The 26,158-nt window shown below is 63.8% G+C and carries 26 protein-coding genes; 14 read left to right on the top strand and 12 right to left on the bottom strand.

Going from position 1 to position 26,158, the window contains the following annotated elements; all coding sequences use genetic code 11:
* Positions 1–75: 75 nt before the first annotated feature.
* Positions 76–1,206: a hypothetical protein gene (locus tag AC0NIH_RS15950; protein ID WP_473465228.1), complete on the top strand. Its 1,131-nt coding sequence runs from the start codon at positions 76–78 to the stop codon at positions 1,204–1,206.
* Here the strand turns inward: AC0NIH_RS15950 and AC0NIH_RS15945 are convergent.
* From AC0NIH_RS15945 to AC0NIH_RS15915, 7 genes are all read right to left on the bottom strand, one after another.
* Complete coding sequence (locus AC0NIH_RS15945; RefSeq protein ID WP_473465231.1) at positions 1,201–1,749, bottom strand: gluconokinase; 549 nt, start codon at positions 1,747–1,749, stop codon at positions 1,201–1,203. The two genes, AC0NIH_RS15950 and AC0NIH_RS15945, sit on opposite strands and share 6 nt — an antisense overlap.
* A gap of 2 nt (positions 1,750–1,751) precedes the next feature.
* A complete protein-coding gene (locus tag AC0NIH_RS15940) occupies positions 1,752–2,738 on the bottom strand; it encodes an ABC transporter permease (protein WP_224690540.1) in 987 nt (328 codons plus the stop codon).
* On the bottom strand, positions 2,735–3,715 hold the full coding sequence (locus tag AC0NIH_RS15935) for an ABC transporter permease (protein ID WP_473465234.1): 981 nt from the start codon (positions 3,713–3,715) through the stop codon (positions 2,735–2,737). The genes AC0NIH_RS15940 and AC0NIH_RS15935 overlap by 4 nt, the downstream gene beginning before the upstream one ends.
* A complete protein-coding gene (locus AC0NIH_RS15930) occupies positions 3,712–5,259 on the bottom strand; it encodes a sugar ABC transporter ATP-binding protein (RefSeq protein WP_023768261.1) in 1,548 nt (515 codons plus the stop codon). The genes AC0NIH_RS15935 and AC0NIH_RS15930 overlap by 4 nt, the downstream gene beginning before the upstream one ends.
* Before the next feature lie 79 nt (positions 5,260–5,338).
* Entirely contained in the window at positions 5,339–6,466 is a 1,128-nt protein-coding gene (locus AC0NIH_RS15925; RefSeq protein ID WP_023768262.1) for a sugar ABC transporter substrate-binding protein, read from the bottom strand.
* A gap of 302 nt (positions 6,467–6,768) precedes the next feature.
* Complete coding sequence (gene gntR / locus AC0NIH_RS15920) at positions 6,769–7,803, bottom strand: HTH-type transcriptional regulator GntR (RefSeq protein WP_023768263.1); 1,035 nt, start codon at positions 7,801–7,803, stop codon at positions 6,769–6,771.
* Positions 7,804–7,960: 157 nt separating this feature from the next.
* Positions 7,961–9,190, bottom strand: a complete 1,230-nt coding sequence (locus tag AC0NIH_RS15915; protein ID WP_473465238.1) for an MFS transporter — start codon at positions 9,188–9,190, stop codon at positions 7,961–7,963.
* Positions 9,191–9,371: 181 nt separating this feature from the next.
* On the opposite strand from AC0NIH_RS15915, the gene AC0NIH_RS15910 reads away from it, so the two are divergent.
* Entirely contained in the window at positions 9,372–9,662 is a 291-nt protein-coding gene (locus tag AC0NIH_RS15910) for a DUF3175 domain-containing protein (protein ID WP_473465241.1), read from the top strand.
* Between the two features lie 150 nt (positions 9,663–9,812).
* Here AC0NIH_RS15910 and AC0NIH_RS15905 read toward each other — a convergent pair whose 3' ends face one another.
* The gene (locus tag AC0NIH_RS15905) at positions 9,813–10,589 is read right to left on the bottom strand and encodes a FadR/GntR family transcriptional regulator (RefSeq protein ID WP_473465243.1); all 777 of its coding nucleotides are present in this window, start codon (positions 10,587–10,589) and stop codon (positions 9,813–9,815) included.
* A 149-nt stretch (positions 10,590–10,738) separates the two neighbouring features.
* Entirely contained in the window at positions 10,739–11,635 is an 897-nt protein-coding gene (locus AC0NIH_RS15900) for an NAD-dependent epimerase/dehydratase family protein (RefSeq protein WP_013894569.1), read from the bottom strand.
* 119 nt (positions 11,636–11,754) lie between these two features.
* Here AC0NIH_RS15900 and AC0NIH_RS15895 point away from each other — a divergent pair, with 119 nt between their 5' ends.
* On the top strand, positions 11,755–12,693 hold the full coding sequence (locus tag AC0NIH_RS15895) for an NAD(P)-dependent oxidoreductase (protein ID WP_473465247.1): 939 nt from the start codon (positions 11,755–11,757) through the stop codon (positions 12,691–12,693).
* 61 nt (positions 12,694–12,754) lie between these two features.
* On the opposite strand, the gene AC0NIH_RS15890 is transcribed toward AC0NIH_RS15895, so the two are convergent.
* The gene (locus AC0NIH_RS15890; RefSeq protein ID WP_473465249.1) at positions 12,755–13,537 is read right to left on the bottom strand and encodes a FadR/GntR family transcriptional regulator; all 783 of its coding nucleotides are present in this window, start codon (positions 13,535–13,537) and stop codon (positions 12,755–12,757) included.
* Positions 13,538–13,715: 178 nt separating this feature from the next.
* Positions 13,716–14,705: a sugar-binding protein gene (locus tag AC0NIH_RS15885; protein ID WP_023779834.1), complete on the bottom strand. Its 990-nt coding sequence runs from the start codon at positions 14,703–14,705 to the stop codon at positions 13,716–13,718.
* A gap of 459 nt (positions 14,706–15,164) precedes the next feature.
* On the opposite strand from AC0NIH_RS15885, the gene AC0NIH_RS15880 reads away from it, so the two are divergent.
* The 11 genes from AC0NIH_RS15880 to AC0NIH_RS15830 all read left to right on the top strand — a co-directional run bounded on the left by AC0NIH_RS15880 (position 15,165) and on the right by AC0NIH_RS15830 (position 25,534).
* Complete coding sequence (locus AC0NIH_RS15880) at positions 15,165–15,908, top strand: ATP-binding cassette domain-containing protein (protein ID WP_031258459.1); 744 nt, start codon at positions 15,165–15,167, stop codon at positions 15,906–15,908.
* 55 nt (positions 15,909–15,963) lie between these two features.
* Positions 15,964–16,962: an ABC transporter permease gene (locus tag AC0NIH_RS15875; RefSeq protein WP_023768273.1), complete on the top strand. Its 999-nt coding sequence runs from the start codon at positions 15,964–15,966 to the stop codon at positions 16,960–16,962.
* 224 nt (positions 16,963–17,186) lie between these two features.
* Positions 17,187–18,014, top strand: a complete 828-nt coding sequence (locus AC0NIH_RS15870) for an AraC family transcriptional regulator (RefSeq protein ID WP_023768274.1) — start codon at positions 17,187–17,189, stop codon at positions 18,012–18,014.
* 114 nt (positions 18,015–18,128) lie between these two features.
* Positions 18,129–18,572, top strand: a complete 444-nt coding sequence (locus AC0NIH_RS15865; protein WP_023768275.1) for an SRPBCC family protein — start codon at positions 18,129–18,131, stop codon at positions 18,570–18,572.
* Positions 18,573–18,583: 11 nt separating this feature from the next.
* Positions 18,584–19,378: an FAD binding domain-containing protein gene (locus AC0NIH_RS15860; RefSeq protein WP_473465252.1), complete on the top strand. Its 795-nt coding sequence runs from the start codon at positions 18,584–18,586 to the stop codon at positions 19,376–19,378.
* Between the two features lie 59 nt (positions 19,379–19,437).
* The gene (locus AC0NIH_RS15855; protein ID WP_473465255.1) at positions 19,438–19,920 is read left to right on the top strand and encodes a (2Fe-2S)-binding protein; all 483 of its coding nucleotides are present in this window, start codon (positions 19,438–19,440) and stop codon (positions 19,918–19,920) included.
* 127 nt (positions 19,921–20,047) lie between these two features.
* Positions 20,048–21,415, top strand: a complete 1,368-nt coding sequence (locus AC0NIH_RS15850; protein WP_473465257.1) for a xanthine dehydrogenase family protein molybdopterin-binding subunit — start codon at positions 20,048–20,050, stop codon at positions 21,413–21,415.
* A 1-nt stretch (position 21,416) separates the two neighbouring features.
* The gene (locus tag AC0NIH_RS15845; protein WP_023779827.1) at positions 21,417–22,421 is read left to right on the top strand and encodes a xanthine dehydrogenase family protein molybdopterin-binding subunit; all 1,005 of its coding nucleotides are present in this window, start codon (positions 21,417–21,419) and stop codon (positions 22,419–22,421) included.
* A gap of 8 nt (positions 22,422–22,429) precedes the next feature.
* Complete coding sequence (locus AC0NIH_RS15840; RefSeq protein WP_473465261.1) at positions 22,430–23,311, top strand: AAA family ATPase; 882 nt, start codon at positions 22,430–22,432, stop codon at positions 23,309–23,311.
* Positions 23,312–23,510: 199 nt separating this feature from the next.
* Positions 23,511–24,647 (top strand): vWA domain-containing protein, encoded by a 1,137-nt coding sequence (locus AC0NIH_RS15835; RefSeq protein ID WP_473465264.1) that lies wholly within the window; start codon positions 23,511–23,513, stop codon positions 24,645–24,647.
* The gene (locus AC0NIH_RS15830) at positions 24,647–25,534 is read left to right on the top strand and encodes an amidohydrolase family protein (RefSeq protein WP_473465669.1); all 888 of its coding nucleotides are present in this window, start codon (positions 24,647–24,649) and stop codon (positions 25,532–25,534) included. Before AC0NIH_RS15835 ends, AC0NIH_RS15830 begins: the two co-directional genes overlap by 1 nt.
* A gap of 15 nt (positions 25,535–25,549) precedes the next feature.
* Here AC0NIH_RS15830 and AC0NIH_RS15825 read toward each other — a convergent pair whose 3' ends face one another.
* On the bottom strand, positions 25,550–25,957 hold the full coding sequence (locus tag AC0NIH_RS15825) for a carboxymuconolactone decarboxylase family protein (protein WP_023779823.1): 408 nt from the start codon (positions 25,955–25,957) through the stop codon (positions 25,550–25,552).
* Positions 25,958–26,158: the final 201 nt, after the last annotated feature.

Genomic DNA, 26,158 nt, shown 5'->3' with positions numbered 1-26,158 from the left:
TGCGCGGCATTCGCTATCGCGGTTGCGCGACCCATATCGACGCAGTAAAGCGGTCTTGAACAACAGGCTGGACCGATGAGGCTGTCGTGGTTCGCAAAGTCCCGCAACCGCAAGCCGCCGTCCGCGGCCGCCTTCCGCATTGACATCATCGCCGACGTTCGCGTTCCGGAACGGGCGGAGGATGTGCGCTTCTTCAGCCGCAAGCTGATCCGCCCAGGCAGGCCGCGCCGTTTCTCCAACAGGGACCCTCGCGAAAGCCTGCTGGCCATCCTGTATCTCGTGGTCGCGGCGGCTTTGCCCATACGCTGGTGGGCGCCGGTCTGCCAGCTCGTGTCCAGACTTGGCCTAAAGCGGCATCTGCGCAAGGAGTTCTCACCCTACGCCGAAGCCGTCCACGCAGTGCTTGGCGATGATATCGATGCGCGCGGCCTGTTCGAGGCCTTGCTTGCAGCGCGCCATCGCCGCCGCCTGCAGCTTGCCGCGCATCTGGTCGCCAGACGCTGGTCGCCAACGACCCGGCTGGAAGGGCTCGAGGGACTGCGGGCCGCCTTGCGACGCGGCCACGGCGCCATGATCTGGTGCGATCAGTTCACCTCGCAGACCATCTTCGGCAAGCGCGCCCTGCACGAGGCCGGCATCGGGGCCTATCAGGTGAGCGTCAACGCGCATGGAGTTTCCGAGTCTTCGTTCGGCCTGCGCTTCCTGAACCCGCCGCTGGTCAATGTCGAGAACCGGTTCCTGAAGGGTCGCCTCGTCTTCGACCGCGACGATGTCTATCAGCTCACCATCCGCATCCAGAAGGTCTTGAAGGAGAATGGCGTGGTGCTGATGACCAACAACATCCACGCCGGCTCGACCTTCACCGAGGTCGCTCTGGGCGACAGCGGCTGGACGCATCTTGCCTCGGCCCCGGCGAATTTCGCCGCCAGGGGCAAGGCGGCGCTGTTTGCCATGTCGACCTTCGAAGAGGCCCCCTTCAGCCAGTACCGGGCCGTCCTGAGCCCCGAGCTGGTGCCCGCGAACCCGCCAACGGATATGACTAGGGATGGAGCCAAGAACACGGTCCTGCAGGCAAGCTACATCCTGCTCAAGCGTGATTGTCTGCTGCAGGCACTCAAGCATTGCCCCGAGCAGATGATGTCGTGGTCCCGTCGCCAACGCCTGACCGAGGGTCGACACAGCGTCGGTGCCGATGAAGGCTCATGACCGGCGCAGCAAACGGGTCACATCCGTGACGAGTTCGGCGACCGGGCGCGTCGCATCGAGCGTCAACGCCTGCTCATCCATTCCCGGCGGCTCGAGGATGGCGAATTGGCTGTCGACCAGGCTTGCCGGCATGAAATGGCCCTTGCGGCCGGCGACCCGCTCGCTCGCCGTCGCCGGATCGATCTCGAGGTAAAGGAAGACGATGTCGCGGCGGAAGCCGCGCAGCCGTTCGCGGTAGCTGCGCTTCAGCGCCGAGCAGGCAGCGACCACGCCCTGCCCTTGGCCGACCGACACGACGATGCGCTCGCCGATCGCGTCGAGCCAGCCTTCGCGCAGCTGGTCGGTGAGCGGCTCGCCGCTTGCCATGCGGGCGACATTCTCCGGCGGATGCAGCCTGTCGCCCTCGATGAAGATCGCGCCCAACGCCTCCGCCAGAGCGGTTCCGACGGCCGACTTGCCGCAGCCGGCGACGCCCATCACCACGATCGCGGGGGGCGCCGAACCGGAGACGCCCGACGGCGCCTGCGCTGCCTTGTCGTCCACGGTCAGCGGCTTGCCGGCGCGCGGCCGTAGAGCAACAGCATGGCGACGATGACCACGCCGTAGATGATCTGCCGCCCCGCTTCCGGCATCTGCATGACCGACAGGATGGATTGCAGGAGCGTGATCAGGATGACGCCGGCGACGGTGCCGAGATAGGAGCCGCGCCCGCCGAGGATCGAGGTGCCGCCGAGCACCACGGCTGCGATCGACGGCAAGAGATAGGCGTCGCCCATCGACTGCGCCGCCTTGGAGGCATAGCCGGCCAGCAGCACGCCGCCAAAGGCGGAGAGCCCGCCGGAGACGGCGAAGGCGATCATCACCACGCGCCTCGTGTCGATGCCCGAGAGATAGGCGGCGCGCTCGCGGTTGCCGATACCGTAGACGGTGCGGCCAAAGGCGGTGCGGGTCAGCACGAACACCATCGCGGCGCCGATCAGCGCCCAGATGATCACCGCATTGGGCACCGCCGGAATGGCAAAGCCCGTGGCCAGGTAGCGCATGGCGCCGGTGGCCGAATCCTGGGGCGAGAAGCCGCCGGTGTAGACCACCATCAGCCCTTGCGCGACGGCGTTGGTGGCAAGCGTGATGATCATCGAGGGGATGCGCAGATAGGCGACGCCAATGCCGTTGACGACGCCGATCAGCACGCCGCATAAGATGCCGAACGGAATGGCCAGCGCCACGCCGACCGGACCGTAGGCAGCCGCCGCGCAGGCCATCATCGCGCCTGCCGCCACCGACCATGGCACCGACAGGTCGATCTGGCCGAGCAGGACGACCAGCATCATGCCGGTGGCGATGACACCGAGAAACGATGCCACTTTCAGCTGCTGCAGCAGGTATTCAGGCGACAGGAAGCTGCGCGAATAGAGGCTGCCCAGCAACAGCAGCATCACGATGCAGGCAAAAGCCGTCAGCACCGCCGGATCGGCGCGGCGGATGAATTTCGGCATGCGGCCGGCAATGCCGCCCAAGGTCGTCTCGCTCACAGGAACCACTCCAGCCGGTTGCGGACCCGAAACAGGGCGAAGGCGCCGAGGCTGACGGCGACCAGCAGGATAACCCCCTGAAACAGGGGCTGCCAGAGCGGATCGAAATCAAACACGAACAACAGGTCGCCAATGGTGCGGAAGGCAAGCGCGCCGAAGATCGCGCCGATGGCGCTGCCCTTGCCGCCGAACAGCGAGACGCCGCCCAGCACCACGGCGGCGATCGAAAACAGCGTGTAGGCGTTGCCGCTGGCATAGGCCGCCTCGCCCGTATAGGTGAAGAAGGTCAGGAACAGGCCGCCAATCGCGGCCAGCAGCCCGGCCAGCGCGTAGGCAGCGAACTTGCCGCGCCTTATCGGCACGCCGGACATGTAGGCGGCCGTCTCCGAGGATCCGGCCGCGTAAGCCGCCCTGCCGAGCACCGAGCGGCTGAACGGCACCCAGACCACCAGCACGACGGCCAGCAGCACGACAAGGCTCGCCGGCACCACGCCGAAAACGCGGCCGGTCAGCGCATCGGCCAGATCCTCATTGACCGAACCGCCCGGAAAGGGCCGCAGCAGAAGGCCGATGCCGTAGTAGACAGCGCCCGTCGCAATGGTGGCGACGATCGGCTGCAGCCGCCCGTAGATCACGATGGCGCCATTGACGGCGCCGCACAACAGCCCGACCACCAGCACGGCGACGACGCCGAGCGCCGTCTGCATCGGCGTGCCCACCACCAGCCAGGAGGCAAGACAATTGGTAAGCAGGAAGATCATGCCGACGGACAGGTCGATGCCGGCGGTGATCACCACCAGTGTCTGCGCCATGGCGACGAAGGCGAGCAGCACGCCTTTGTTCGCCGCCGTCTGCACGACGTTGGCGCTGAAGCCGGCCGGATGGTTCGCGCTGTAGATGGCGAACATGACGATGAAGATGCCGAGCGCCAGCAATGTTCCGCGCTGCTCGGCCAGCCAGTAGCGCCAATCCTTCACGCACTTGCTCCCAGGCCCACCGGGCTTTCTTTGCCATCAATGTTGAGCGCGCTCGATATCAGCGCCCGCTCGGTGATCTCGGCGCCGACCAGCTCGCGCTTGACCGCCCCATCATAGAGCACCAGCACCCGGTCGCAGCAGCCGATCAGCTCGTCATAGTCGGTCGAATAGAACAGGATCGCCGCACCCGCATCCGCCAGCTTGCGCATCAGCTGATAGAGCTCCTGCTTGGTGCCGACATCGATGCCGCGCGTCGGATCGTTGAGCAGGATGATGCGCGGCTGGCGCATCAGCCACTTGGCGATGACCACCTTCTGCTGGTTGCCGCCCGACAGCGCGCCGACCGGAATATCGAGCCCCGCCGTCTTGATCGCCAGAAGGCCGACCATGTCGTCGATCAGCCGCTGCTCGGCCGTGCGGTCGATGATGCCGCCCCTGGACAGACGGTCGAGCGCGGCGAAGGACAGGTTCTCGCGCACCGTCATCGGCAGCATCAGCCCTTCCGTCTTGCGGTCTTCGGGGATGAGCGCCATGCCGATGCCGTCATCGCGGGCGGCCGATGGACTGGCGATCGCCACCGGTTTGCCGTCGATCAGGATTTGACCGGACAGCCCGCGCAGCACGCCGAAGAAGGCGAGCAGCAATTCACGCTGGCCCTGGCCGTCGAGGCCGCCGAGGCCAACCACCTCACCCGCCCTGACGGTCAGCGAGATGTTGTCCAGCCGGTCCGCCCAGGAAAGCTTGCGGGCTTCGAGCCTGGGGGCGGCGGTGGCAGGCACCGCCGCCGGCTTGGGCGGGAAGATATGGCTGTATTCGCGGCCGATCATCAGTTCGACCACCTCATTGTCGCTCTTCGAGCCGGCCTTGTAGCTGGCGACATTGCGGCCGTTGCGAAACACCGTGCACTGGTCGGCCAATTCGGCGATCTCGTTCATGCGGTGCGAGATATAGAGCAGCGCCAGCCCTTCCGAGCGCAGCCGCTTGAGCACCTCGAAAATCCTGGAGACATCCGCCGCCGTCAGCGCCGAGGTCGCCTCGTCGAGGATGAGGATGCGTGGCTTGCGCGCCAAGGCCTTGGCGATCTCGACCATCTGCCGGCGCGACAGCGGCAGATCCTTCACCAACGCCAGCGGGTGGATATCGGCGGCCCCCGCGCGCGCCAGCGCATCTTCCGCGATGCGGCGCTGCGCCTTGCGGTCGATCATGCCGAAGCGTTTGGGCGGATCGGAAATGACGATGTTGTCGGCGACGCTGAGTTCGGGGATCAGCGACAATTCCTGGAAGATGCAGACGATGCCGGCCTTGTTCGCCGCACCCGGCGACGCGAAGGTCACCTCGCGTCCGTCCAGCATCATGCGGCCCTCGTCGGGCGCCACGACACCGGCCATGACCTTGATCAATGTGGATTTGCCGGCGCCGTTTTCACCGAGGATGGCGTGGATGCTGCCGGCGGAAACCGACAGATCAGCCTTCTCCAGCGCCCGTACGCCGCCATAGCGCTTGGATATGCCTTCCACGCGCAAGAGCGGAACCGCGCCGTCCATCAACCCTCCCCAAGGGTAATTGCGATTGGAACAAGCGGCCGATGCCGCGGGATTTCTCCCGCTGCATCGGCCGGTCGGATTATTTGTTTTCCTTGGTCTGGCCCATGATCTCCTGGGCCGTGAAATTGATGCCGCAGGTCGGGAAGGAATTGCCGACGAAGAAATTATCGGACTGGTCGGGGAAGAAGTCCTGGCCTGCCTTGAAGTTGGGATCCTCGACGATTGCCAACGGCAGCTTGACCGACTGCGGCACGACATTGCCTTCGAGGGCCGCTATCGCCGTCTTGATGGCGACGGCCACCTGGGCAGGACCAGTGCCGGCCGATGAGCATTTGAGCCCATCCGCCGCATGCGCCGAGCAGAATTTGCGGAAGCCATTCTCCGTTTCGCCGCCGAACGGAACAAATGGATGCTTGGCGTCCATCATCGCCTGCACGATTCCGGTATCGCCGCCCTGCCCGGTGATGCCGTCGAAAGGTCCATTGGTGGCAATCGCGTCGGCCGTCGCTTTCTGGGCCACGCCGTCGTCCCACTTGCCGACCACCTCGGTGACGGCCCACTTCTTGCCGGAACCGTCGAGCACTTCGTGGATACCGGCATGGCGGTCGGTATCGACCGAGGTGCCGGCAACGCCGCGCACTTCGAGCACCTTGCCGCCGTTCGGCACGTGCGACACCAGCCACTTGCCCCACAATGCGCCAAGGCCCTTCTGGTCGACATTGACGTTGATGGCGTCCTTGGTGTCGAGGATGTTGTCGAAGGCGACCAGCACCACGCCGGCTTCCTTGGCACGCTTGATGACCGGTCCGAAGGCGGTCGGATTCTGCGCATTGACGACGATCGCATCAAAGCCGGAATCGATGAAGTTGTTGATCGCGGAGATCTGCGCCGGAACGTCCTCGCCGGTCGAGACGACCTTGAACTCCTTCAGCTTCTTGGCGACATCCGCCTGTGCGGCATAGGCCTTGGCGGTCTGCACCATCTGGATGCGCCAGGTGTTGGCGATATAGCCATTGGCGAGCGCAATGCGGTATGGACCGTCCTTCTTGGGGAATTTGAAGAATTGGGTATCGGCAGCCCAGGGCGCAAAACAGTCCGGCTCGGCGGCCGGTCCCTTGACGACCTCAGGCCCCGCGGCCATCGCAGCCGAGCTCAACATGACGAATGCAGTGGCGGCAACGATGCCACCAACGAGTGACTTGATCATCGATATTCCTCCCATTTGCAGTTCTGATTTATCTTTTGGCTGCAGTACAATTGACGCGCTTGCTCAAGCACCTCCTGCCTTGGCCCGCCGCTGTTTCAGGCGGTCAACGCCGACCTGATCCTCTCCCTTGTCGCTCCCTCAAGCGGCTACGAAAACTATCATATTATCCATAATAAACAAGAAACATTCTGTCGCTTATGGATAATAAACAGAGTTGTTCCTCTTGCGAGTTTTCGCGAGCGCGGGATGGTAGCGCTACCAAGAAAGGCTGTAAAGTCTCATTTCAGCGAACTCTAAGATACTCAGCGGGCAGTGCTCTCGCGGCGCTTGAGCTCGAAGCCGAGATCGACGACCCGCTGCTGCGGCCTGTCGCCGCCGATCGCTGCCAGCGCCATGGCGACAGCACGCCGGCCGATTTCATAGCGATGGGTGCGGATGCTGGTGACCGAGGGAAACGCCACCTGCATCATGTCGAGGTCGTTGAAGCCGACGATGCCGATGGTCTTTGGAACGTCGATCGCTGCGCGGTGGCATTCGAACAGCACGCCGAGCGCGATGTCGTCATTGTTGCAGAACACGCCCTCGAGCGTCGGAACCTTGGCAAGTGCATCCCGGAACAGTTCACGGCCAAGCGACACGCTGGACGGCACCGGCGTGGTGGTGATCAGGCGCGGATCGAACAAGCCGGCTTTTTCCATGGCGATCCGGTAGCCGGCAAGGCGGCGCTGCGAGCGCGGATCCATGCGGGCGCCGATGAAGCCGACACGACGATACCCCATCTCGATCAGGTGCTCGGTCGCCGTTCTGCCGCCGTCGAGATGCGAAAACCCGACCATCATGTCGACGGGATCGGGGCCGGTCTCCATCACCTGCACCACCGGGCAACCGGCATTCTCCAGCAGTCTTCGTGAACTCGGCGTCTGGTCGATACCGGCCACGATCAGCGCTGCAGGCCGCTGCGAGCCGAACAGTTGCAAGAGCCGCTCCTCCTCCAGCCCGGAATAGTGCGTGTTGCCAAGCTGGATGCGGAATGGACTGTCCGACAGGCTGTCATAGATGCCGCGCACCACTTCGGCGAAAACGTTGTTGGTGAGCGAAGGCACCAGAACGCCGAACACCTCGGCGCGCGCCGAGGCCAGCGCCCTTGCATTGGGGTCTGGGACATAGCCGAGTTCATCAACCGCTGCCTGAATCTGCCGGCGCAAATCCTGGCTGACGCGCTCCGGCTCGCGCAGCGCGCGCGACACGGTAATGGCACCCACGCCGGCCTTGCGCGCGACATCGGATATGGTCGGGCGGCCGCCGCCTCGGCGCGAGCGCGGCTTGATCAAGGCCATGGCCCATGCGCATGTCCGCCGAAGCGGACCCGCAATACGATCATCTGAGTTGTCGACATGTCACCGGCCCGTTGCCGCACCCTTCGGCCTTTGGCGTCGCGCAGTGCCTGTCCGTTGTCAAGCCGAGGCGCTTAGCAGCCGCACCACGCCCTTTATCTCAGGCAGCAACGGCGGCCCTATGCCTCGCCTTCCACATGAACAGGCCGATGGCCAGTATGTTCAATAAATTCCAGGCGATGCCGTTGAGGAATGCCGCGGCGTAGGAACCAGTCAGGTCGTAAATCCAGCCCGACATCCATCCGCCGATCGCCATGCCGAAAATCGTCGCCATCATGACGATGCCAATACGCTGGCCGGCCTCCTTGGCAGGCAAATATTCGCGCACGATGATCGCGTAGCACGGCACGATGCCGCCTTGCGACAGACCGAACACCAGCGACACGACATAAAGCGAGGCCAGCCCGTCGAACGGAATGTAAAACAGCAGCGACAGGCATTGCAGCACCGAACCGATAAGCAAGGTTTTCGCGCCGCCGATGCGGTCGGCAATAAAGCCCGAGGCAAGCCGGCTGACGACTCCCGCCGCCATCATGATCGACAGCATGTCGGCGCCATGCGCCACCCCGTAGCCGAGATCCATGCAATAAGCCACGATATGCACTTGCGGCATCGACATCGCTACGCAGCAGCCGAGACCGGCGACGACCAGCAGCGCCTGCAACGCCGCCGGCGACATTGGCATCGGCTGCACCGGGCGGCTTCCCGGCGAGCCGGCGGCCGCGGCCTCCGGAGCGCCGCGCCGCAGCATCAACACCAGCGGCACCATCGTAACCAGGCAAAAGATGCCGATGGCTGCATAGGTGAAGCGCCAGCCTTCCGCTTTCATCACTGTCGGCATGATGGTCGGCCAGATCGCTCCGGCAAGGTAATTGCCTGCCGCGGCGGCTGTCACCGCGACGCCGCGCCTACGGTTGAACCAGTGCGAGATGTCGGCGATCAGCGGCCCGAAGATCACCGAGGTGCCGACACCGATCAGCACTCCCTGGGCAAGGGTGAATTGCAGGATCGAGGTCGACAGCGCGGCGAGCAGGAGGCCTGCGGATAGTGCCACGGAAGAGATCAGCGCCGGGATCCAGTAGCCCATGCGATCGATGGCGCGGCCGACCAGCACATTGCCGGCGGCGAAGCCCACCATGGTTGCGGTGTAGGGCATCGATGCAGCGGCGCGGTCGACGCCGAACTCGGCCTGCACGGCGGGCAGCACCACGACGACGGCCCACATGCCCACGGCGCCGATCGTGGCCAGCAGCATGGAAATGGCAAGGCGCATCCAGGCGTAGGAACTGTCGATGCCGGGGCTCGGTCCGCTCAAGTCTGTTCGGGTCAAAAGGCGTTTCCTGTCGGCGATCTCGAAAATCGGCCGCCGTTCGCTCCCACTATCGGCGCATTCTGGGACCGCAGCAGCGCCACGACAGGCAAATCCGTGGCTCCAGAATGGACAAGAATGCGGGAACCGACGCCAATATGTGGAGTTTTCCGGTCAGCAACCCCGCAAAGGAGTCCCAGCCATGACCGCTGCCAAGCAAAAATGGTCGGCCGAGGTGACCGAGCACAGCAACGCGATGGATCTCGAGGATCATGTCTTCGAATCCGACGATGCCAAGAAGATCGCTGCCTCGCTCAAGCGATCGGCCGAACACAGCCACAGGCGCAAGGCCGAGCCGTTTCAGTCCGCCATGTCGATGCTGAATTTCTACATCAACCGGGCCGGCAAGAACCTGCCCGCCACGCGCAAAAAGGTGCTCGAGAACGCCAAGGACGAACTGCGGGTGGCCTTCGGCCGCGAGAAAGAAGGCTAGCGCCGGCCAGGGTGTGTTGAGATTCAGGTCAGGCCGCGCCGAGAATGGTGGTTTTCGAGAACCGGCGCGCAGCGTACGTTTGGTACGTGAGCACCGGAAGCACAGAAAACTGCCGTTCGCAGGCCGGCATCACCTGAATATCAACACACCCTAACGCGACTTGATCACGTCGTCGGTGTTGGCCAGCAATTTGCGCACCGCGTTGCGCGCTGCGTCCGGCCGCTGCAGGCGGATGTTCTTCTCGATCGCCTCATGCAGCTTTTGCGCGTGATTGAGATCGTCGACGGCCCGCGTCGTATAGGTGAAGAGATGATCGAAGGCGGATTCGATCAGCACGCCGAGCGGAACCAGCAGATCGTTGCCCGAGGCGCGCAGGATGGCAAGATGGAAGTGCGTGTCGGCGCGCGTGCGCTCCTGCAGGCTCGTCGCTTCCCCCATCTCGCGGCAGGCCTGGCTGATCTCGGCCATCTGCTCGTCGGTCCGCCGCATGGCGGCAAAGGCGGTCGCTTCCGGCTCGATGATATGACGGAACTCCTGCACCGTCTTCAGGAACACCTCGCGGTCCGGCGACGTCGCGTACCAGGCGAGCACGTCTCGGTCGAGCAGGTTCCAGCGCTCCTTGGGCTCGACCCAGCTGCCGATCTTGGGGCGTGAGGCCAAAAGGCTCTTGGCCATCAGCATCTTGATCGCCTCGCGGACCGCCGAACGGCTGACGCTGAAGGTCTCCGACCATTTGGCTTCATTGGGCAGGATGGTGCCCGGCGGATAATCGCCGCGCACGATCCGCAGACCAATCTCGCTGGCCAGTGATGTGTGCACGCTGGAGCCGGGAATGCGCGCCGCGTCGGACCGCCGAACACCGGCCGGGCGCTCAGCGGCTGTAGCCTTTTTCGGCGATCTTTCCTTGTTCGGCTTTGCGTCCCGCATGCACTTCAGAAAGGCCGGTTTGCGGAAGCTGTCAAGCACTGTCGGGCGGTTAGGCCGTAAAGCCCGCAGCTATGCACAGCCCAGCCCGTTCAGCTGCTCGATTGCATATGTTGAGGTTCAGGCCGGCATCACCTGAACCTCGACCTGCCTCAGGCGGTTTTGACGTATTTGCGCCAGCTATGCTCCGGTCGGAAACCCAGCATGTCGCGCGCTTTGCGGTTCGATAGCAGCGTCTCGTATTCGCCGAGTTCCGCCTTGACCGGCACATCTGGATAGAAACGCTTCAAAAGCTCCGCCGTCGGCAGATCCGACGACGTGTCGTCATTGGCGGCGTTGAACACCTGGTAGCCGAGCCCATCCTTCTCGATGGCGCGCAGCGTGATCTGGCCGAGATCGCGCGCGTCGACATAGCTCCAGGCGATGCGCTTGCGGAAGCCCGGATCGGCGAACCATTTCGGGAACAGCGAATACTCATGCGGTTCGATGACGTTGCCGATGCGCAAGGCGTAGATGTCGGTGCCATTGCGCTGTGCGAAGGCCCGCGCCGTCTTCTCGTTGACGATCTTGGACAGGGCGTAGCTGTCCATCGGATCGACATCATACTCCTCGTCGAGCGGGAAATATTTGGGGTCCCGCGGCTCGTTGGCGAAGACGAGGCCGTAGGTCGTCTCGCTGGATGCGACGATCACCTTGCGGATGCCAAGCTTCACCGCGGCCTCGATGACATTGTAGGTGCCCATCGCATTGATGCGGAACACCTCATTGTCGGGCGTGATCATGATGCGCGGGATGGCGGCGAAATGCACCACCGCATCCACCGGCTGCGGGCGCAGCGACGGGTCGAATTCGTGCAGGCCCATATAGCTCGACAGCGCGTTGAACACCTGCCCGCTGTCGGTGATGTCGGTAATCAGCGTGCGCACCTTGGGATTGTCGAGCGGCTTGGTGTCGATGTTGAGCACCTGGCAGCCCTGCTCGACAAGATACTGCACGACATGACGCCCAGCCTTGCCGCTGCCGCCGGTGAACATGATCCGCTTCGTCATTGTGGTCTCCATGACAGGCTCTGGAATTCCCGTGTATTGTCAGACAATATTGCTTTCTGCAACCGCGTAAGGCTAAAACGGCGGCGCTATTATCAATAATCTGGGATAGGACTGATAACATGAACACGACTGTCGCGCGCGAGACGATCGGCTTCATCGGCCTTGGGCTGATGGGACACGGGATCGCCAAGAACATCGTCGACAAGGGCTACCCCTTGACGTTCCTCGGCCGCAAGAACCGCAAACCGGCGGAAGATCTTCTGGGCCGTGGCGCCAAGGAAGCCTCGACCTCGCGCGATGTCGCCGCGGCATCGACGATCGTCTTCATCTGCGTCACCGGTTCGCGCGAAGTCGAGGCCATCATCCGCGGCCCGGGCGGCCTCAAGGAGGGGTTGAGAAAAGGCTCGGTCGTCGTCGATTGCTCGACCTCCGATCCGGTCTCGACCGTGGCACTGGCGACCGAACTCAAGGCGCTGGGCATCGATTATGTCGACGCACCGCTGAGCCGCACGCCGAAGGAAGCCTGGGAAGGCACGCTCGACGCCATGGTCGGCGCGCCCGACGTTCTCTTTGCCAGGGTGAAGCCGGTGATCGAAACCTGGGCCGGCCGCATCGTCCACATCGGCGACACCGGCGACGGCCACCGTATGAAACTGCTCAACAATTTCATCTCGCTGGGCTATGCCGCGATCTATTCCGAAGCGCTGGCCCTGGCGCAAAAGGTCGGCATCTCACCGCCGCGTTTCGACAGCGTCATCCGCAACGGCCGCATGGATTGCGGCTTCTACCAGACCTTCATGCGCTGGACGCTGGAAGGCGACCGCGACGCGCACAAATTCACCGTCGCCAATGCCTTCAAGGATCTGACCTATCTGGAATCGATGGCGGGTGCCGCCGGCATCGCCAACCCACTCGGCAACGCCACCAAGAACTCCTTCGCCGGCGCCCATGCCACGGGCCCGGCCGAGCAGTTCGTACCGATGCTGGCCACCCATATCGGCAAGGTCAACGGCGTCGACCTGATGCCTATGAAGGACGGCAAGAAGCAGACGATTTGAGAGAACAGCTTTCCTGGGGAAAGTGCGTCAAAACAAGGAGTTGGAGCAGCTAGGCGGGGCCTTACCGCCGCCGCCCTCGTCCAATCCCTTCATCGGTGTCGGCAAGCAGCTTGTGCACCGCATTGCGCGCCGCCCCCGGGCGCTGCAGGCGAATGCTTTTCTCGATCGCTTCGTGCAATTTCTGCGCTCGTGGCTGGTCGCCGACCTGCCGCGTGGTGAAGACGAAGAGATGGTCGAGCGCGGACTCGATCAGCACGCCGAGCGGCACCAGCAGGTCGTTGCCCGAGGCGCGCAGGATGGCGAGGTGGAAGCGTGTATCGGCGCGGATGCGTTCCGGCAGGTTCGCCGCCTCGCCCATCTCGCGGCAGGCCTGGCTGATCTCGGCCATCTGCTCGTCGCTGCGCCTTATAGCGGCAAAGGCAGATGCTTCCGGTTCGATGATGTGACGAAACTCCTGTACGGTGCGCAGGAACGCTTCGAGGTCGGGTGCGGTCGCGTACCAGGCAAGCACGTCACGGTCGAGCAGGTTCCAGCGCTCCTTCGGCTCGACCCAGCTGCCGATCTTGGGGCGTGAGGCCAAAAGGCTCTTGGCCATCAGCATCTTGATCGCCTCGCGCACCGCCGAGCGGCTGACGTTGAAGGTCTCGGCCCATTTGGCTTCGTTGGGCAGGATGCTGCCGGGCGGATAATCGCCGCGCACGATCCTGAGGCCGATCTCGCTGGCCAGCGAGGCATGGACGCTGGATCCCGAAAAGTGCGCGGCATCCACTCTGCGCGTCGCCGGATCGCGATTGGTTTGCACCTTGGCCCGGCTGGCTTGTTTCTTTGCCTTTTCGTCCGGCATTCACGTTCCAATAGGTCGGCCGACTGTCGTCCGGATCGATCCGGATCCGCGCGCCGATCCCGTTGCCGAATTCAAACTCTGGACGCGTCAAAGCTGGAGCCAATCGCCCCGGCCACCGCGTCTTCCTGAAGGTTCGATGGAACGGGGCGCCCGTCGCCGGGCGCCCCGAAGTTGCAGCCTATTTCTGGATGCAGGTGTCGACCGTGTCCTTGGTGCATTCGTCGAGGCCGGTGAAGACCGGATCGTCGACCTTCTTGCCCTCGATGAGGTCGATCATCACCGATGGCGCCTTGTAGCCCATCTCGAACGGCCGCTGACCGACCAGCGCGGTGACAAGGCCGTCTCTGGCGATCGCCACCTCGTCGCCGATCGTATCGGCGGCGCCGATGACGAAGTCGTTCTTGGCCAGCCGGTCCTTGAGCGGGCCGATCAGGTCGCGATAGGGCTGCGGCGCGCCGAACAGCGGCCAGCCGCCCATGATGCCGAACGCATCGAGCTTGGGGTTGGCGGCGAGGATGTCGGTCATCGCCTGAACACCCTTGGCGCCGTCGTCATTGGTGAACACCGGGCAGCCTGCGACTTCGGTCCAGCCACCTTCGCCGGCAAGCGCCGAGAGCCCTTCCTTGCCCGTCAGTGCGTCGCGCATGCCTTGCGCGCGGCGCAGGATGTTGTCGGCCGCCGGATTGCCCTCGATGGTGCAGATCGTGCCACCATTCGGCTTGGCCTTCTTGATGTATTCGCCGATCTTCTTGCCCATCAGATAGTTGTCGGTACCGAGATAGGTCTTGCGAAGCGCGGCGTCGTCCTTGGAGAGGTCGGCGTCGACCGTCATGATCGGGATCGTCGGATTGGCGGACTTGATCGTCTGCGCGATCAGCGGCGCGTTGGACGGCGAGATCGCCATCGCGACCGTGTCGGCCTTGCTCAGCATGTCCTGGACGATCTGTGCTTCGCCGGCTTCGTCGGAAGTCGACGCCGGGCCGGTGTAGAAGCATTCATATTCCGAGCTGGCGTTTTCCTTGTTCCACTTCTCGCAGCCTTGGTGGATGGCCTCGAAGAACGGATTGTCGAGACCTTTCACCACGATGACGAGCTGCTTCTTGGCCAATGCCGGCCCGGCGCCCAACGCCATGGCGGCGACGGCGGCGAGCAAAAGTGTTTTCCTCATGTCAGTCCTCCCTTGGAAACAGACGGGCACGGCGTGCCCGCCACACAAACCAGCCCGGATGCAAGATGACGAAGGCGCGAGCGCTCGTGCCATCAAGCCAGGCCGATAAGCATTTTCAGATGCGACCGGGCCGGCATTCGCCGGCACGGTCGATAATAACCTCCAGCCGCTCCCGTCGCCAATGATGGCGTCAAGGGGACCAGCCTATCTTCCTCCGGCTCCCAGCTAATAACGGCGGACGGCCAACGTCAATTGCAATTTGTCCTACAAAACTGATTTTTCAAAACAGCACGAAACTATTCGTCTGACAATTGGATTTTCTTGTGCATCCGACAATTGACGCCCGCGCGGCCATTCGCGTAAATGCCGGTCATCGCTGGTTCCGGGAGGATCTGGGAGCGCGACGTGAAGGCAGCACCCTAGCTTGGGTATGCGGCAAACATGGGAGGCAATAGGCTGGTGGCGGTTCTCGAACTCACCAATATCTCGAAGCATTTCGGCGCCATCCAGGCGGTCAACGACGTGTCGCTGTCGATCGAGCCCGGCCAGGTCGTCGGCCTGATGGGCGACAATGGCGCGGGCAAGTCGACATTGGTCAAGATGATCGCCGGCAATTTCCACGCGAGCCATGGCATCATGCGCATGGACGGCAAGGAATTGATCCTGAACAAGCCGGCGGAAGCCCGCCAGCACGGCATCGAGATCGTCCACCAGGACCTTGCGCTCTGCAACAATCTGACGGCCGCCGCCAATGTCTATCTCGGCCGCGAACTGCGGCGCGGCGTCGGCCCATTCCGCATCCTCGACTATGCCGCCATGTACAAGCGCGCCGGCCAGCTCTTCGCCGAATTGAAATCCGAGACCCGCCCGCGCGATCTCGTCAAGCAGATGTCGGGCGGCCAGCGCCAGGCGGTGGCGATTGCCCGCACCATGCTGTCTCAAGCCAAGATCGTGCTGATGGACGAACCGACGGCGGCGATCTCGGTCAGGCAGGTCGCCGAAGTGCTCAACCTGATCCGCCATCTGCGCGACCAGGGCATCGCGGTGGTGCTGATCAGCCACCGCATGCCCGACGTGTTCGACGTCGCCGACCGCGTCATCGTCATGCGGCGCGGACGCAAGGTCGCCGACAAGACAATCGCATCGAGCTCGCCCGAGGAAGTCACCGGGCTCATCACTGGCGCCATCGAGCAGGTCTCGTAAGCGCGGCTAATTTCACCAGGCTGGCGCGTATCGCAGCCGGCAGGAAAGGTCGATAATGGCAGTCACCCTTGACCAGACGATCGCACAGAAGCAGCACAGTTTCCTGTCGCGGCTGTTCTCCACCCAGACCTTTTGGGTGGTGATCGCCGTCATCCTGGCCTGCATTTTCCTGTCGTTCGCAACCGACGCCTTCGCCACATCGAAGAACCTCTACAACATCACCCGAAACATCACCTTTGTCGCCATCATCGCGCTCGGCATGACCTTCGTCATCATCACCGGGGGCATCGACCTGTCGGTCGGCTCGGTGCTGTGCCTGTCGTCGATGGTGCTGGCCGTCACCATGCATGCCGGCTACTCGATCGAGGTCGGCATCCTGGCTTCGATCGCCACCGCGCTCGCCATCGGCGCCTTCAACGGCATTTTGATCGCCTATCTCGGCTTTCCGCCCTTCGTGGTGACGCTCGGCATGCTATCGATTGCCCGCAGCCTGGCCATGGTCGCCTCCAACAACACCGTCGTCTTCCAGTTCGGGCCGGACCACGACAAGCTTCTGGCACTCGGCGGCGGCGCCTGGGTGTTCGGCATCGCCAATCCGGTGCTCTACATGATCCTGCTGGGGCTGATCACCGGCTTCATCCTGCGCTGGACCAAATTCGGCCGCCACATCTTCGCCATTGGCGGCAACGAGCATGCGGCAACGCTGACCGGCGTCCCGGTGAAGCAGATCAAGGTCGCTGTCTACATGATCTCGGCGCTTTCGGCAGGCATTGCCGGCATCATCCAGACCGGCTGGCTGGGCGCCGTCACCACCAATCTCGGCACCGGCATGGAGCTTCAGGTGATCGCCGCCACCGTCATCGGCGGCGCCAATCTGGCCGGCGGTGTCGGCACCGCCTTCGGCGCCATCGTCGGTGCGGCCCTCATCGAGGTGATCCGCAACAGCCTTGGCCTGCTCGGCATCAATGCCTTCTGGCAGGGCGTGTTCATCGGCGGCGCCATTCTGATGGCCGTGCTGTTCGACCGCATCCGCAATTTCAGACGCAGCGACTGAAACTCAAGCGCCCGTCCTTCTCCCACAAGGGACCGCCCTTCTCCCACAAGTGAGAAGGGCGAAGCGTTATTCGTTCTGGTTCCTATCCTTCAGTCTGAAAATCGGCTGAAGCGGCCCGCCATGGCTATCGGCTAACAACCGATAGCTTGACGGAGGCGGACAACCGGCCGCACAATCCTGGATGCAGGCGAAGGGAGGCCAGTCGCCTGCGGGAGGATATACCCATGACGGAAGCGATCAGGCTCTACTGGGGCCGGTTCGGACATGTTTCTGTCCTGAATGTCGCGAGCGACTTCGTCACCCATGCCCATGTCGAGGCCCATCTGATCATCTGGCTCGAAGGCACCGCCGGCGAGATGACCATCGGCCGCGAGACCGTCCGGCTTGGACCATGCACCGCCGCTGGCATCAATTCCTTCCAGCCGCACAGCCATGTCCTGTCGCACAACGGGACGCCCGGTCTGTTTCTCGCCTTCTACATCGATCCCGACTGGGCGCGCCGCCGCCGCGACCTGCCCTCTTCCGCGCCGCTGTTTTCGCAGGCGGCAATCACGCTGGAACCTTGGTTGCACCAGGCTGCCGCCAGCCTGCTCGACCATCTGACCGACAATGAAAGCATCGACGACGTCGCCAATTACGAGATCGAGCGCTTCATCGACAGTGTGCTCGATGCCGCCGACGCCTCGGCGCCGCAGGAGGCGCGCGCCCGCATCAGCACCATGCAGGATTTCCGCGTCCGCAAGGCGATCCAGCTGATGAAGGCTAATGTCTGCGAGCGCATCTCCTTCGACGACGTGGCGCGCAGCGTCGGCCTGTCGCGGCCCCATTTCTTCGCTTTGTTCAAGGAACAGACCAATTTGACGCCTAATGTCTACTGGAACACGCTGCGCATGGAGGAAGCGGTGCGGCAGTTGCAGTGGTCGCAGGAGCCGCTGATTTCGGTCGCCTGCAACCTTGGCTTCACCACGCAGGGCAATTTCTCGCGCTTCTTCCGCGACCATGTCGGCGTGCCGCCGACGCTCTACCGCGAGGCCGCGCGCGCAACTGCCTGAGCCCCGACGCCTGTTTTTCAGACTCCTTGATACGCGCCCAAGACGCATTGATAAGCGCGCTTGAAATGGCCGCCCTACCCTTGCCCAGCTGTCGCATTCGCAAGGGAACATCATATGCCGAAAATCACCATCTCCAGCGTCATCGACGCGCCGGTCGAAAAGGTCTGGGCGCGCATACGCGACTTCAACGGCCTGCCGGGCTGGCATCCGCGCATGGTCGAGAGCCATATCGAGGACGGCAAGGACGCCTCGACGATCGGCTGCGTGCGCAACTTTCAACTCGCCAGCGGCGCGCGCCTGCGCGAAAAACTGCTCGACTTCTCCGATGACAATTTCCTCGTCAGCTATTCCATCCTGGAAACGCCGCAACCGCTGACCAACCACAAGGCAACGCTGCAGCTCAGGCGCGTCACCGACGGCGACCGCACCTATGCCGAATGGACAGCCAGCTTCGACGCCGCCCCCGAGGATGCCGACAAGCTGGCCGAGGGCATGGGCACCAATGTCTTCCAGGGCGGCTTCAACGCCCTGAAAAGCCATTTCGCCGGCCAGAACTGAAGGAGCGGGCCATGGCGCTGGCACTGCAGACTTTTGCAACGGTAAAGGATGCGAACGCGGCGCTGAAGGCGGCCGGCACCCGCTATCTCGGCGGCGGCACGCTGGTTATCCGCGCGGCCAATGAAGGCGACGTCTCGGTTTCCGGCCTTGTCAGATCGACCGACCCGGCCCTGTCGGCCATTGCGGTCGCCGGCGGCAAGGTCCGCATCGGCGCTTCCGTGACCATGGCGGCGATCGCCCGCCACCCTGAACTAGGCCCGCTCGCCAAGGCCGCGCGCGCCGTCGGTGGTCCGGCGGTCCGCAACATGGCAACCGTCGGCGGCAATCTGTTCGCGCCCTCACCCTATGGCGATTTCGCGGTTGCCTTGCTGGCGCTCGATGCCACGGTCGGCACCGATGATGGCGAATTGCCCATCGAAAGCTTCCTGGCCGGGCGGGACAACAGCCGCATCATCGTCACCTCGGTCAGCTTTGCGCTTCCAGTTGCCGACAGCTTCCGCTTCCTGAAAGTGTCGCGGATCAAGCCCAAGGGCGTCTCCGTGCTCAGCATCGCCGGCGTTGTGGAGCTGACTCGCGACGGCACCGTCTCCTCGGCACGGATCGCGCTCGGTTGCATGGCCGATCGCCCGATGCGCGCCAGGGCGGCGGAAAAGGCGCTGCTCGGCCGAAGCCTGACCAAGGACGGCATCGCCCCGGCGCTGGCTGCCGCAAGCGAAGGCATCTCGCCGATCACCGATCCGATCGCCAGTGCCTGGTATCGCGCTGAAGTCCTGCCGGTCCATCTCGGCCGGCTATTGCTTGGTTAAACATCCGTCGGGGGGCGCGCGTCTGTCCGATTGCTCGGGCAGGCGCGCAAGGAGGAAACATGGCGAAAGTCCCGGTTCAATTCACGCTCAACGGCTCCGAAAAAGCCGAATTCATCGAAGGCGGCACAACGCTGCTCAACGCCCTGCGCGACAAGATCGGCGATACCTCGCCGAAGGGCGGCTGCCATCAGGGCACTTGCGGCGCCTGCACCGTCATCATCGACGGCGAGCTCCGGCTCTCCTGCCTGACTCTGGCCGAGACCTGCGATGGCGCCGCCATCACCACCACGTCCGGCCTCGCCGAGGGTGGCGTGCTGCATCCGCTGCAGCGCGCGTTCCTCGACACATTCGCCACGCAATGCGGCTTCTGCACGCCAGGCATGATCATGGCCGCCAAGGTGCTGCTCGATCACACGCCCAACCCCAGCCGCGATGAGGTGATCGAGGCGCTGTCGGGCAACATCTGCCGCTGCACCGGCTACGAGCCGATCATCCAGGCGGTGCTGACCGCCGCGCGCGCCAATTCGCAGAACGCCGCCTAGAGCCGGATGATTTCAGGTCGAATCGACCTGAAATCTGAATCCAGCTCTAAATCAAAGAGATAGAGCATGATGTCGTCCGAAAACCGCTTCACACTTTTCGGCATCATGCTCTGAGGGGACCAAAAGCATGGAACTGCGCAAGAGCTACTTCGCCGATGTCCGCAAGGACGACCTGCACGAGATCGGCCAGCCCAGGCCACGCTCGGATTCGCCCGGCCACGTCACCGGCAAGACCGCCTACTTCGCCGACCGTAATTTTCCCGGCATGCTGCACCTGAAGATGGTGCGCAGCCCGCACCACCACGCCCGCATCCGCTCGATCGACATTTCGGAGGCCGAAAAGCATCCGGGCGTGGTCAAGGTGCTGACCGCCAAGGACGTGCCCCACAACGTCTACACCATCCTGATACTGATCCAGATCGGGCCCGAGGACGAGACGGTGCTGGCCGACGGCAAGGTGCGCTGGAAGGGCGAGGCCGTGGTGGCGGTGCTGGCCGAGACCGAGCGCGCCGCGCAAGAGGCCGCCGCCACGGTCAAGGTCGACTACGAGGTGCTGCCGGCCGTCTTCGACATGGAGGAAGCGCTGAAGCCCGGCGCGCCCATCGTCAACGAATATCACGGCCAGAACTATTATCTCTACGACAGCGGCGAGTGCCGCAAGGTGCGTTTCGGCGATGTCGAGGCCGGCTTTGCCGGCGCCGACCACATACTGGAGCAGAGCTACCAGTCTTCGCCGATTGAGCATGCGCCGACCGAGACCACCGGCTGCGTGGTGATACCCGAGGGCAATGACCGCTTCACCTGCTACACCAACACACAGGCGATGTTCTTCACCCTCGACAACACCTCGATCATCCTGCAGATGCCAGGCAGCAAGCTGCACTTCGTCGGCGGCACCGTCGGCGGCGGCTTTGGCGGCAAGGTCGACGTCATCGTCGAGCCGATCGCCATCCTCGGCGCAAAATTAACCGGTCGACCAGTCTGTTTTATCTACAGCCGCGAGGAGGAGATGCAGATCTCCTCGCCCCGCGCCGCCGAAAAGGTCGTCATCAAGGACGGCGTCATGAAGGACGGCCGCATCGTCGCGCGCAAGGTGACCGGCTACACCGATGCAGGTGCCTATTCGCGTCACTCGCCCTATGGTGCCCAGAAGGGCGCGGGGCACTATCCCGGCCCCTACACGGTCCCCAATGTCTGGATCGACACTTACTGCGTCTACACCAACCGCACGCCGTCGTCGGCCATGCGCGGCTTCGGCGTCACCATCGGCGACTTCGCGCTGGAAGTGCAGATGGACAAGCTGGCGCGGCTGATCGGCATGGACCCACTCGAATTCCGCTTCATCAACGCCTATCGCGACGGCGACATGAAGGCGCATCGACAGCCGACCGAGGGGGCGGCCCTGATCGAATGCATGCAGGAGGCCTCGCGCGCCGCCAACTGGCCCGTGGCGGAGAAATACATGGCGATGTCCTCCTACGCGAAGGGAGCTTGAGATGGCGATCAGGCGCGGACGCGGCGTTGCCGCCATCAATTATCCCACCGGCATGAACCTTGGCGGCGACCCGACCCAGGCGCTGGTCCATTCGACACCAACCGGCAATTTCATGGTGACTTTGTCATCAGTCGATCTCGGCCAGGGCATGAAGCAGATCATGGCGCAGATCTGCGCCGAGACCATCGGCGTGCCGACGGACCGTGTCGTCGTCGACACCGCCGACACCGACACCGGCCCGCATTGCATGGGCACCTTCGCCTCACGCGGCACCCACCGCGCCGGCAATGCCGTCATCCAGGCCGCCAAGGAAGCCCGCCAGGTGATGCTGGAAGTGGCGGCGGAAGAGCTGGAAGTCAATGCGTCGGACCTCGAGACCGACGGCCAGGGCAACATACTGGTCAAGGGCGCGCCGCAGAAATCGATCTCGATCTTCGACGTCGCCCTGTCGGCGCATTTCAAGCGCGGCCGCTCGATCTCGGGCCGCGGCATGTTCCTGATCCCGCGCTCCTATCCGGAGAAAGAGACCGGCGCGATGAAGCCATCGACCTGCTATGCGCACGCCTGCACGGTGGCAGAGGTCGAGGTCGACGACGAAACCGGCGAAGTGACCGTGCTGACGGTGAAGAACGTGTTCGAGATCGGCCGCGCGCTTAACCCCAAAATGGTCGAGCAGCAGCTCGTCGGCGGTTCATGGATGGGCATCAGCCACGCGCTCTACGAGACGACCGAGCCCTATTATCCCAACCGCGACCATGGCGGTACCGACTTCAACCAGTATCTGATGCCAGGCCCCGGCGACCTTGCCGAGACCGAGATCATCGTGCTGGAACGGCCCTCGGCCGACGGGCCTTACGGTGCCAAGGGGCCTGGCGAAATGTGCGCCAACCCGCAGATACCGGCGGTCGCCAATGCCGTTTTCGACGCCGTCGGCGTACGCATCGACACGCTGCCGATCACGCCGGAGCGCATCTTGCGCGCGCTCAAGGCGCAAGCGGCGAACTGAGGCCCGAAATGTCCGGGACAAACGCCGAAACGGTCGCGACCTCGCCGGAGGCGGTGGCCGAGCATCTCGCCGCCTCGCGCTATCTGGCCGACGACAGCCTTGCGACCGCGATCTTCCTGGCGATCCGGCTGGGCAAACCGCTGCTGCTCGAAGGCGCGCCGGGCGTCGGCAAGACGGAAGCGGCGAAAGCCATCGCCGAACTGCTCGGCCGTGATCTGGTGCGGCTGCAATGCTATGAAGGCATCGACGCCGCGCACGCGCTCTACGAGTGGAACTACCAGCGCCAGCTGCTCGCCATCCGCCATGCCGGGGAGCATGAGATCGACATCTACGACGATCGCTTCCTGATCGCGCGGCCGCTGCTGCAGGTGCTGAAGGCACCGGACCAGCGCGTGCTGCTGGTCGACGAGATCGACCGTTCCGATCATGAGTTCGAAGCGCTGCTGCTGGAATTCCTCTCCGACTTCCAGATCAGCATTCCCGAGCGCGGCACCATCCGCGCCACCGCTCAGCCGATCGTCATCCTGACCTCGAACCGCACCCGCGAATTGGCGGAAGCGCTGCGCCGGCGCTGCGTCTACCATTGGATCGGCTATCCCGACGCCGAGCGCGAAGCCGCCATTATCATGCTGCGTGCCGGCAATGTCGCTGAAGGCACGGCGCGCGCCGTGGCGACCGCCGTGCAGACCATCCGTGCCCGGCCGCTGGCCAAGCCGCCGGGCATAGCCGAAGCGGTCGAATGGGCCAATGCCGCCACCATCCTCGAAAAAGGTGGCAGCCCATGGCCGGAAGCCTTCCGCCGCGCCATCGGCGTGCTGATCAAGGACGAGGAGGATTTGTCCTATATCGCACCGGAGCTCGGCCGCATCGTCGAGGAGGCGCTGGCGTGAGCCGAGACCTCATTCCGCAACGCTGGCGGGACAGTGCCCCCCTCTGTCCTGCCGGACATCTCCCCCTCCAGGGGGGAGATCAGCCGCCATCGCGGCTTTCGCCAATCTCCAGCATCGCAAAGCTGAGCGAAGCATCAAAGCTGCCAATCTCCCCCCTTGAGGGGGAGATGTCCGGCAGGACAGAGGGGGGCGACACAGAATGATGCGGGCAACAAGCCTGCCCCGCGCCGCCGTGCCCCTCTTCGGCTTCGCCCGCCTGCTGCGCCGCCACGGCTTCGCCATCGCACCCGAGCAAGTCTCCGGCTTCATGCAGGCGGTGACGCTGCTCGGCCCACGCTCGATGGCCGACATACGCGAGGCCGCCCTTGCCACGCTGGCGCCACCGCCGGACCGCCGTGACCAATTCGAGGCGCATTTCCAGAGCCATTTCTATGGCAATGCATCCGCGGTGGTCGAAGCCGATGCCGACGAGAAAACCCGCATCAAGGATGATGGCGGCGCCGACGACGAGCGGATCGAAGCAGAGCAGCAAGAAGAGGGCGGCGAGCTGTCCTCGGTGCTCGAGCAATTGAGCACGCGCGATTTCCAACGCGACGACGACAGGCTGGCCGCCTTTCGCCGAAGACTGTCGGCCGCCCTGCCCGCCCGCCGCTCCTTCCGCACCGTGCGCACCCATTCGCGCGGCAAGCTCGATTTGCGCCGCTCGCTCAGGGAAATCGTCAGTGCCGATGGCGATGTCCCCTCGCCGCTGCTGCGCCGGCGGCAGACCGTACCACGCAAGCTGCTGCTGCTGATCGATGTCTCCGGCTCGATGAAGCTTCACACAGCGGACTATCTCAAGCTGGCACACGCCGCCGTGCAGGGCGCTGACCGCACCGAAATCTTCACCTTCGGCACACGGCTGACCCCCATCACCGCGGCATTGCGCATCCGCGATCGGGATCAGGCGCTGGCCCGTGCGGCAGCCCAGGTCGACGACTGGGACGGTGGCACCCGCATGGGGCCGACGCTGCTCGCCTTCCTCTCCGTGCCGCGCTTCTCATCCTTCGCGCGCGGTGCCGCGATCGTCATCCTCTCCGACGCGCTGGAGCGCGGCGACCATGCCGAACTGGAAACAGCCATGCGCCGGCTGAGCGCCCGCGCCTTCCGGCTGTCGCTCGCCACACCTTTGGCCGGTGACCCGCGCTTCCAGCCGGAGACGGCGGCGCTCCGCGCCATCCTGCCGGTCCTCGACGATCTGGTCGACGGCTCCTCGCTCGCCGGCCTCACCGATTTCATCCTGTCGCTCGCCCGCCCCGCCCCGGCGGCCGAGGCCATCTGGAAAAGGGTATCGTGATGCAGAAAGCCATCGACGCGCATTTCCACATCTGGCGCCAGCAGGATCAGCCCTGGCTGGTCGGTCCAATGGTGCCACGCATCTTCGGACCCTACGAGCCGATCCGCCGGGATTACCCGATCGAGGAATTCCTGGCCGACCAAAAGGGTTCCGGCGTCGAGAAGGCCGTTTATGTCCAGACCAACTGGGCCAAGGAAGACTTCGAGAAAGAGGTCGCCTTCCTGCAGAAGACAGCTGACGAGACCGACTGGCCGCACGCCATTGTCGGCTATGCCGACATGACCGTCGATGATGTCAGGCCGCAGATCGATCGGCTGATGAAATACAAATTGCTGCGCGGCGTGCGCATGCAACTGCACTGGCACGAGACGCCGGCCTTCCGCTTCGCCACCTCAGCCGACCAGGTCATCGACCCCAAGGTACGCACCAATGTCGCCAGGCTTAAAGACTACGGCCTGTCCTTCGACCTGCAGCTTTTTCCCGCCCAGATGAAGGACGGGCTGACGCTGGTCGGCGAAAATCCGCAAACCAATTTCATCCTCACCCATGCCGGCATGCTGACCGGCATGGACCCGGAGACGACAGAGGCCTGGAAAGCCGGCCTGCGCACGCTGTCGGCTGCCCCCAATTTCTATGCCAAGCTGTCCGGCCTCGGCACTTTCATCCACCGCAACGACCCGGCCCTGATCGCCTACATCGTCGACAACGCAATCGAGATTTTGGGTGCCGACCACCTGATGTTCGGCTCGAATTTCCCGATCGAGAAGCTCTGGACCAGCCACGCCGAGCTGATCAAGGCGCACCGCGCTGCAGTGGCAAAACACGGCGCGGCCGCCGAGGCCGATATCTTCTGGAACACGGCGGAAAAGGTGTACCGGCCGGTGTAGCGCGGGTGTTTCCCCTCACTTCACCTCGAACTGCGGATCGACCGGAATCTGCATCGCCGTCACCAGATGGTTGGTCTGGCCGGCGAGCCCGATGATCGACACCAGTTCGCCATGCTGAGCGTCGGTCATGCCCTTGGCCCGTGCCGCCGCGGTGTGCGAGTGGACGCAGTAGGAACAGCCATTGGCGGTCGAGACGGCGATGTAGATCATCTCCTTGGTCAGCGGATCGATGGCGCTGTCCGCCACCATCACCACTTTCAGCTGCTCCCAGATCCGCTTCAGCGCTGGGGGATCATTGGCCAGCCCGCGCCAGAAATTGTTGACGAAATCCGATTTCCGTATCGCGCGGATGTCGTCGAACACGGCCTTCACATCAGGGATTTTTTCGACCTCGGCATCGCTCAGGAGTTTAGTGGTGGCCATGGCATTTTCCTTTCGTGTGATTTGAATCAGGTCATGAGCAAAGATGGCTAGTCGGCTCTTCTGATTCAGTTTTCGTGCGTATCGAAACACGATCTTGACGATTGGCCGAAGCTTTCACCTTCGTCATCCTTGGGCGAAGCAGGAGCGAAGCTCCGTCGCGGAGACCCGAGGATCCATTCCGTGACGTCTATCGAAGTGTGC

This window comes from Mesorhizobium sp. WSM1386, assembly GCF_055901595.1.
Note: the sequence above shows the minus strand (reverse complement) of the source record. Positions and strands in the feature narration are given on the sequence as shown.

Coding starts and splice junctions, on each gene's coding strand:
- AC0NIH_RS15950 (WP_473465228.1), top strand. CDS start 76: ATGAGGCTGTCGTGGTTCGCAAAGTCCCGCAACCGCAAGCCGCCGTCC.
- AC0NIH_RS15930 (WP_023768261.1), bottom strand. CDS start 5,259: ATGGACGGCGCGGTTCCGCTCTTGCGCGTGGAAGGCATATCCAAGCGC.
- AC0NIH_RS15925 (WP_023768262.1), bottom strand. CDS start 6,466: ATGATCAAGTCACTCGTTGGTGGCATCGTTGCCGCCACTGCATTCGTC.
- gntR (WP_023768263.1), bottom strand. CDS start 7,803: ATGGCCTTGATCAAGCCGCGCTCGCGCCGAGGCGGCGGCCGCCCGACC.
- AC0NIH_RS15910 (WP_473465241.1), top strand. CDS start 9,372: ATGACCGCTGCCAAGCAAAAATGGTCGGCCGAGGTGACCGAGCACAGC.
- AC0NIH_RS15905 (WP_473465243.1), bottom strand. CDS start 10,589: ATGCGGGACGCAAAGCCGAACAAGGAAAGATCGCCGAAAAAGGCTACA.
- AC0NIH_RS15900 (WP_013894569.1), bottom strand. CDS start 11,635: ATGACGAAGCGGATCATGTTCACCGGCGGCAGCGGCAAGGCTGGGCGT.
- AC0NIH_RS15895 (WP_473465247.1), top strand. CDS start 11,755: ATGAACACGACTGTCGCGCGCGAGACGATCGGCTTCATCGGCCTTGGG.
- AC0NIH_RS15890 (WP_473465249.1), bottom strand. CDS start 13,537: ATGCCGGACGAAAAGGCAAAGAAACAAGCCAGCCGGGCCAAGGTGCAA.
- AC0NIH_RS15885 (WP_023779834.1), bottom strand. CDS start 14,705: ATGAGGAAAACACTTTTGCTCGCCGCCGTCGCCGCCATGGCGTTGGGC.
- AC0NIH_RS15875 (WP_023768273.1), top strand. CDS start 15,964: ATGGCAGTCACCCTTGACCAGACGATCGCACAGAAGCAGCACAGTTTC.
- AC0NIH_RS15870 (WP_023768274.1), top strand. CDS start 17,187: ATGACGGAAGCGATCAGGCTCTACTGGGGCCGGTTCGGACATGTTTCT.
- AC0NIH_RS15865 (WP_023768275.1), top strand. CDS start 18,129: ATGCCGAAAATCACCATCTCCAGCGTCATCGACGCGCCGGTCGAAAAG.
- AC0NIH_RS15860 (WP_473465252.1), top strand. CDS start 18,584: ATGGCGCTGGCACTGCAGACTTTTGCAACGGTAAAGGATGCGAACGCG.
- AC0NIH_RS15855 (WP_473465255.1), top strand. CDS start 19,438: ATGGCGAAAGTCCCGGTTCAATTCACGCTCAACGGCTCCGAAAAAGCC.
- AC0NIH_RS15850 (WP_473465257.1), top strand. CDS start 20,048: ATGGAACTGCGCAAGAGCTACTTCGCCGATGTCCGCAAGGACGACCTG.
- AC0NIH_RS15845 (WP_023779827.1), top strand. CDS start 21,417: ATGGCGATCAGGCGCGGACGCGGCGTTGCCGCCATCAATTATCCCACC.
- AC0NIH_RS15840 (WP_473465261.1), top strand. CDS start 22,430: ATGTCCGGGACAAACGCCGAAACGGTCGCGACCTCGCCGGAGGCGGTG.
- AC0NIH_RS15835 (WP_473465264.1), top strand. CDS start 23,511: ATGATGCGGGCAACAAGCCTGCCCCGCGCCGCCGTGCCCCTCTTCGGC.
- AC0NIH_RS15830 (WP_473465669.1), top strand. CDS start 24,647: ATGCAGAAAGCCATCGACGCGCATTTCCACATCTGGCGCCAGCAGGAT.
- AC0NIH_RS15825 (WP_023779823.1), bottom strand. CDS start 25,957: ATGGCCACCACTAAACTCCTGAGCGATGCCGAGGTCGAAAAAATCCCT.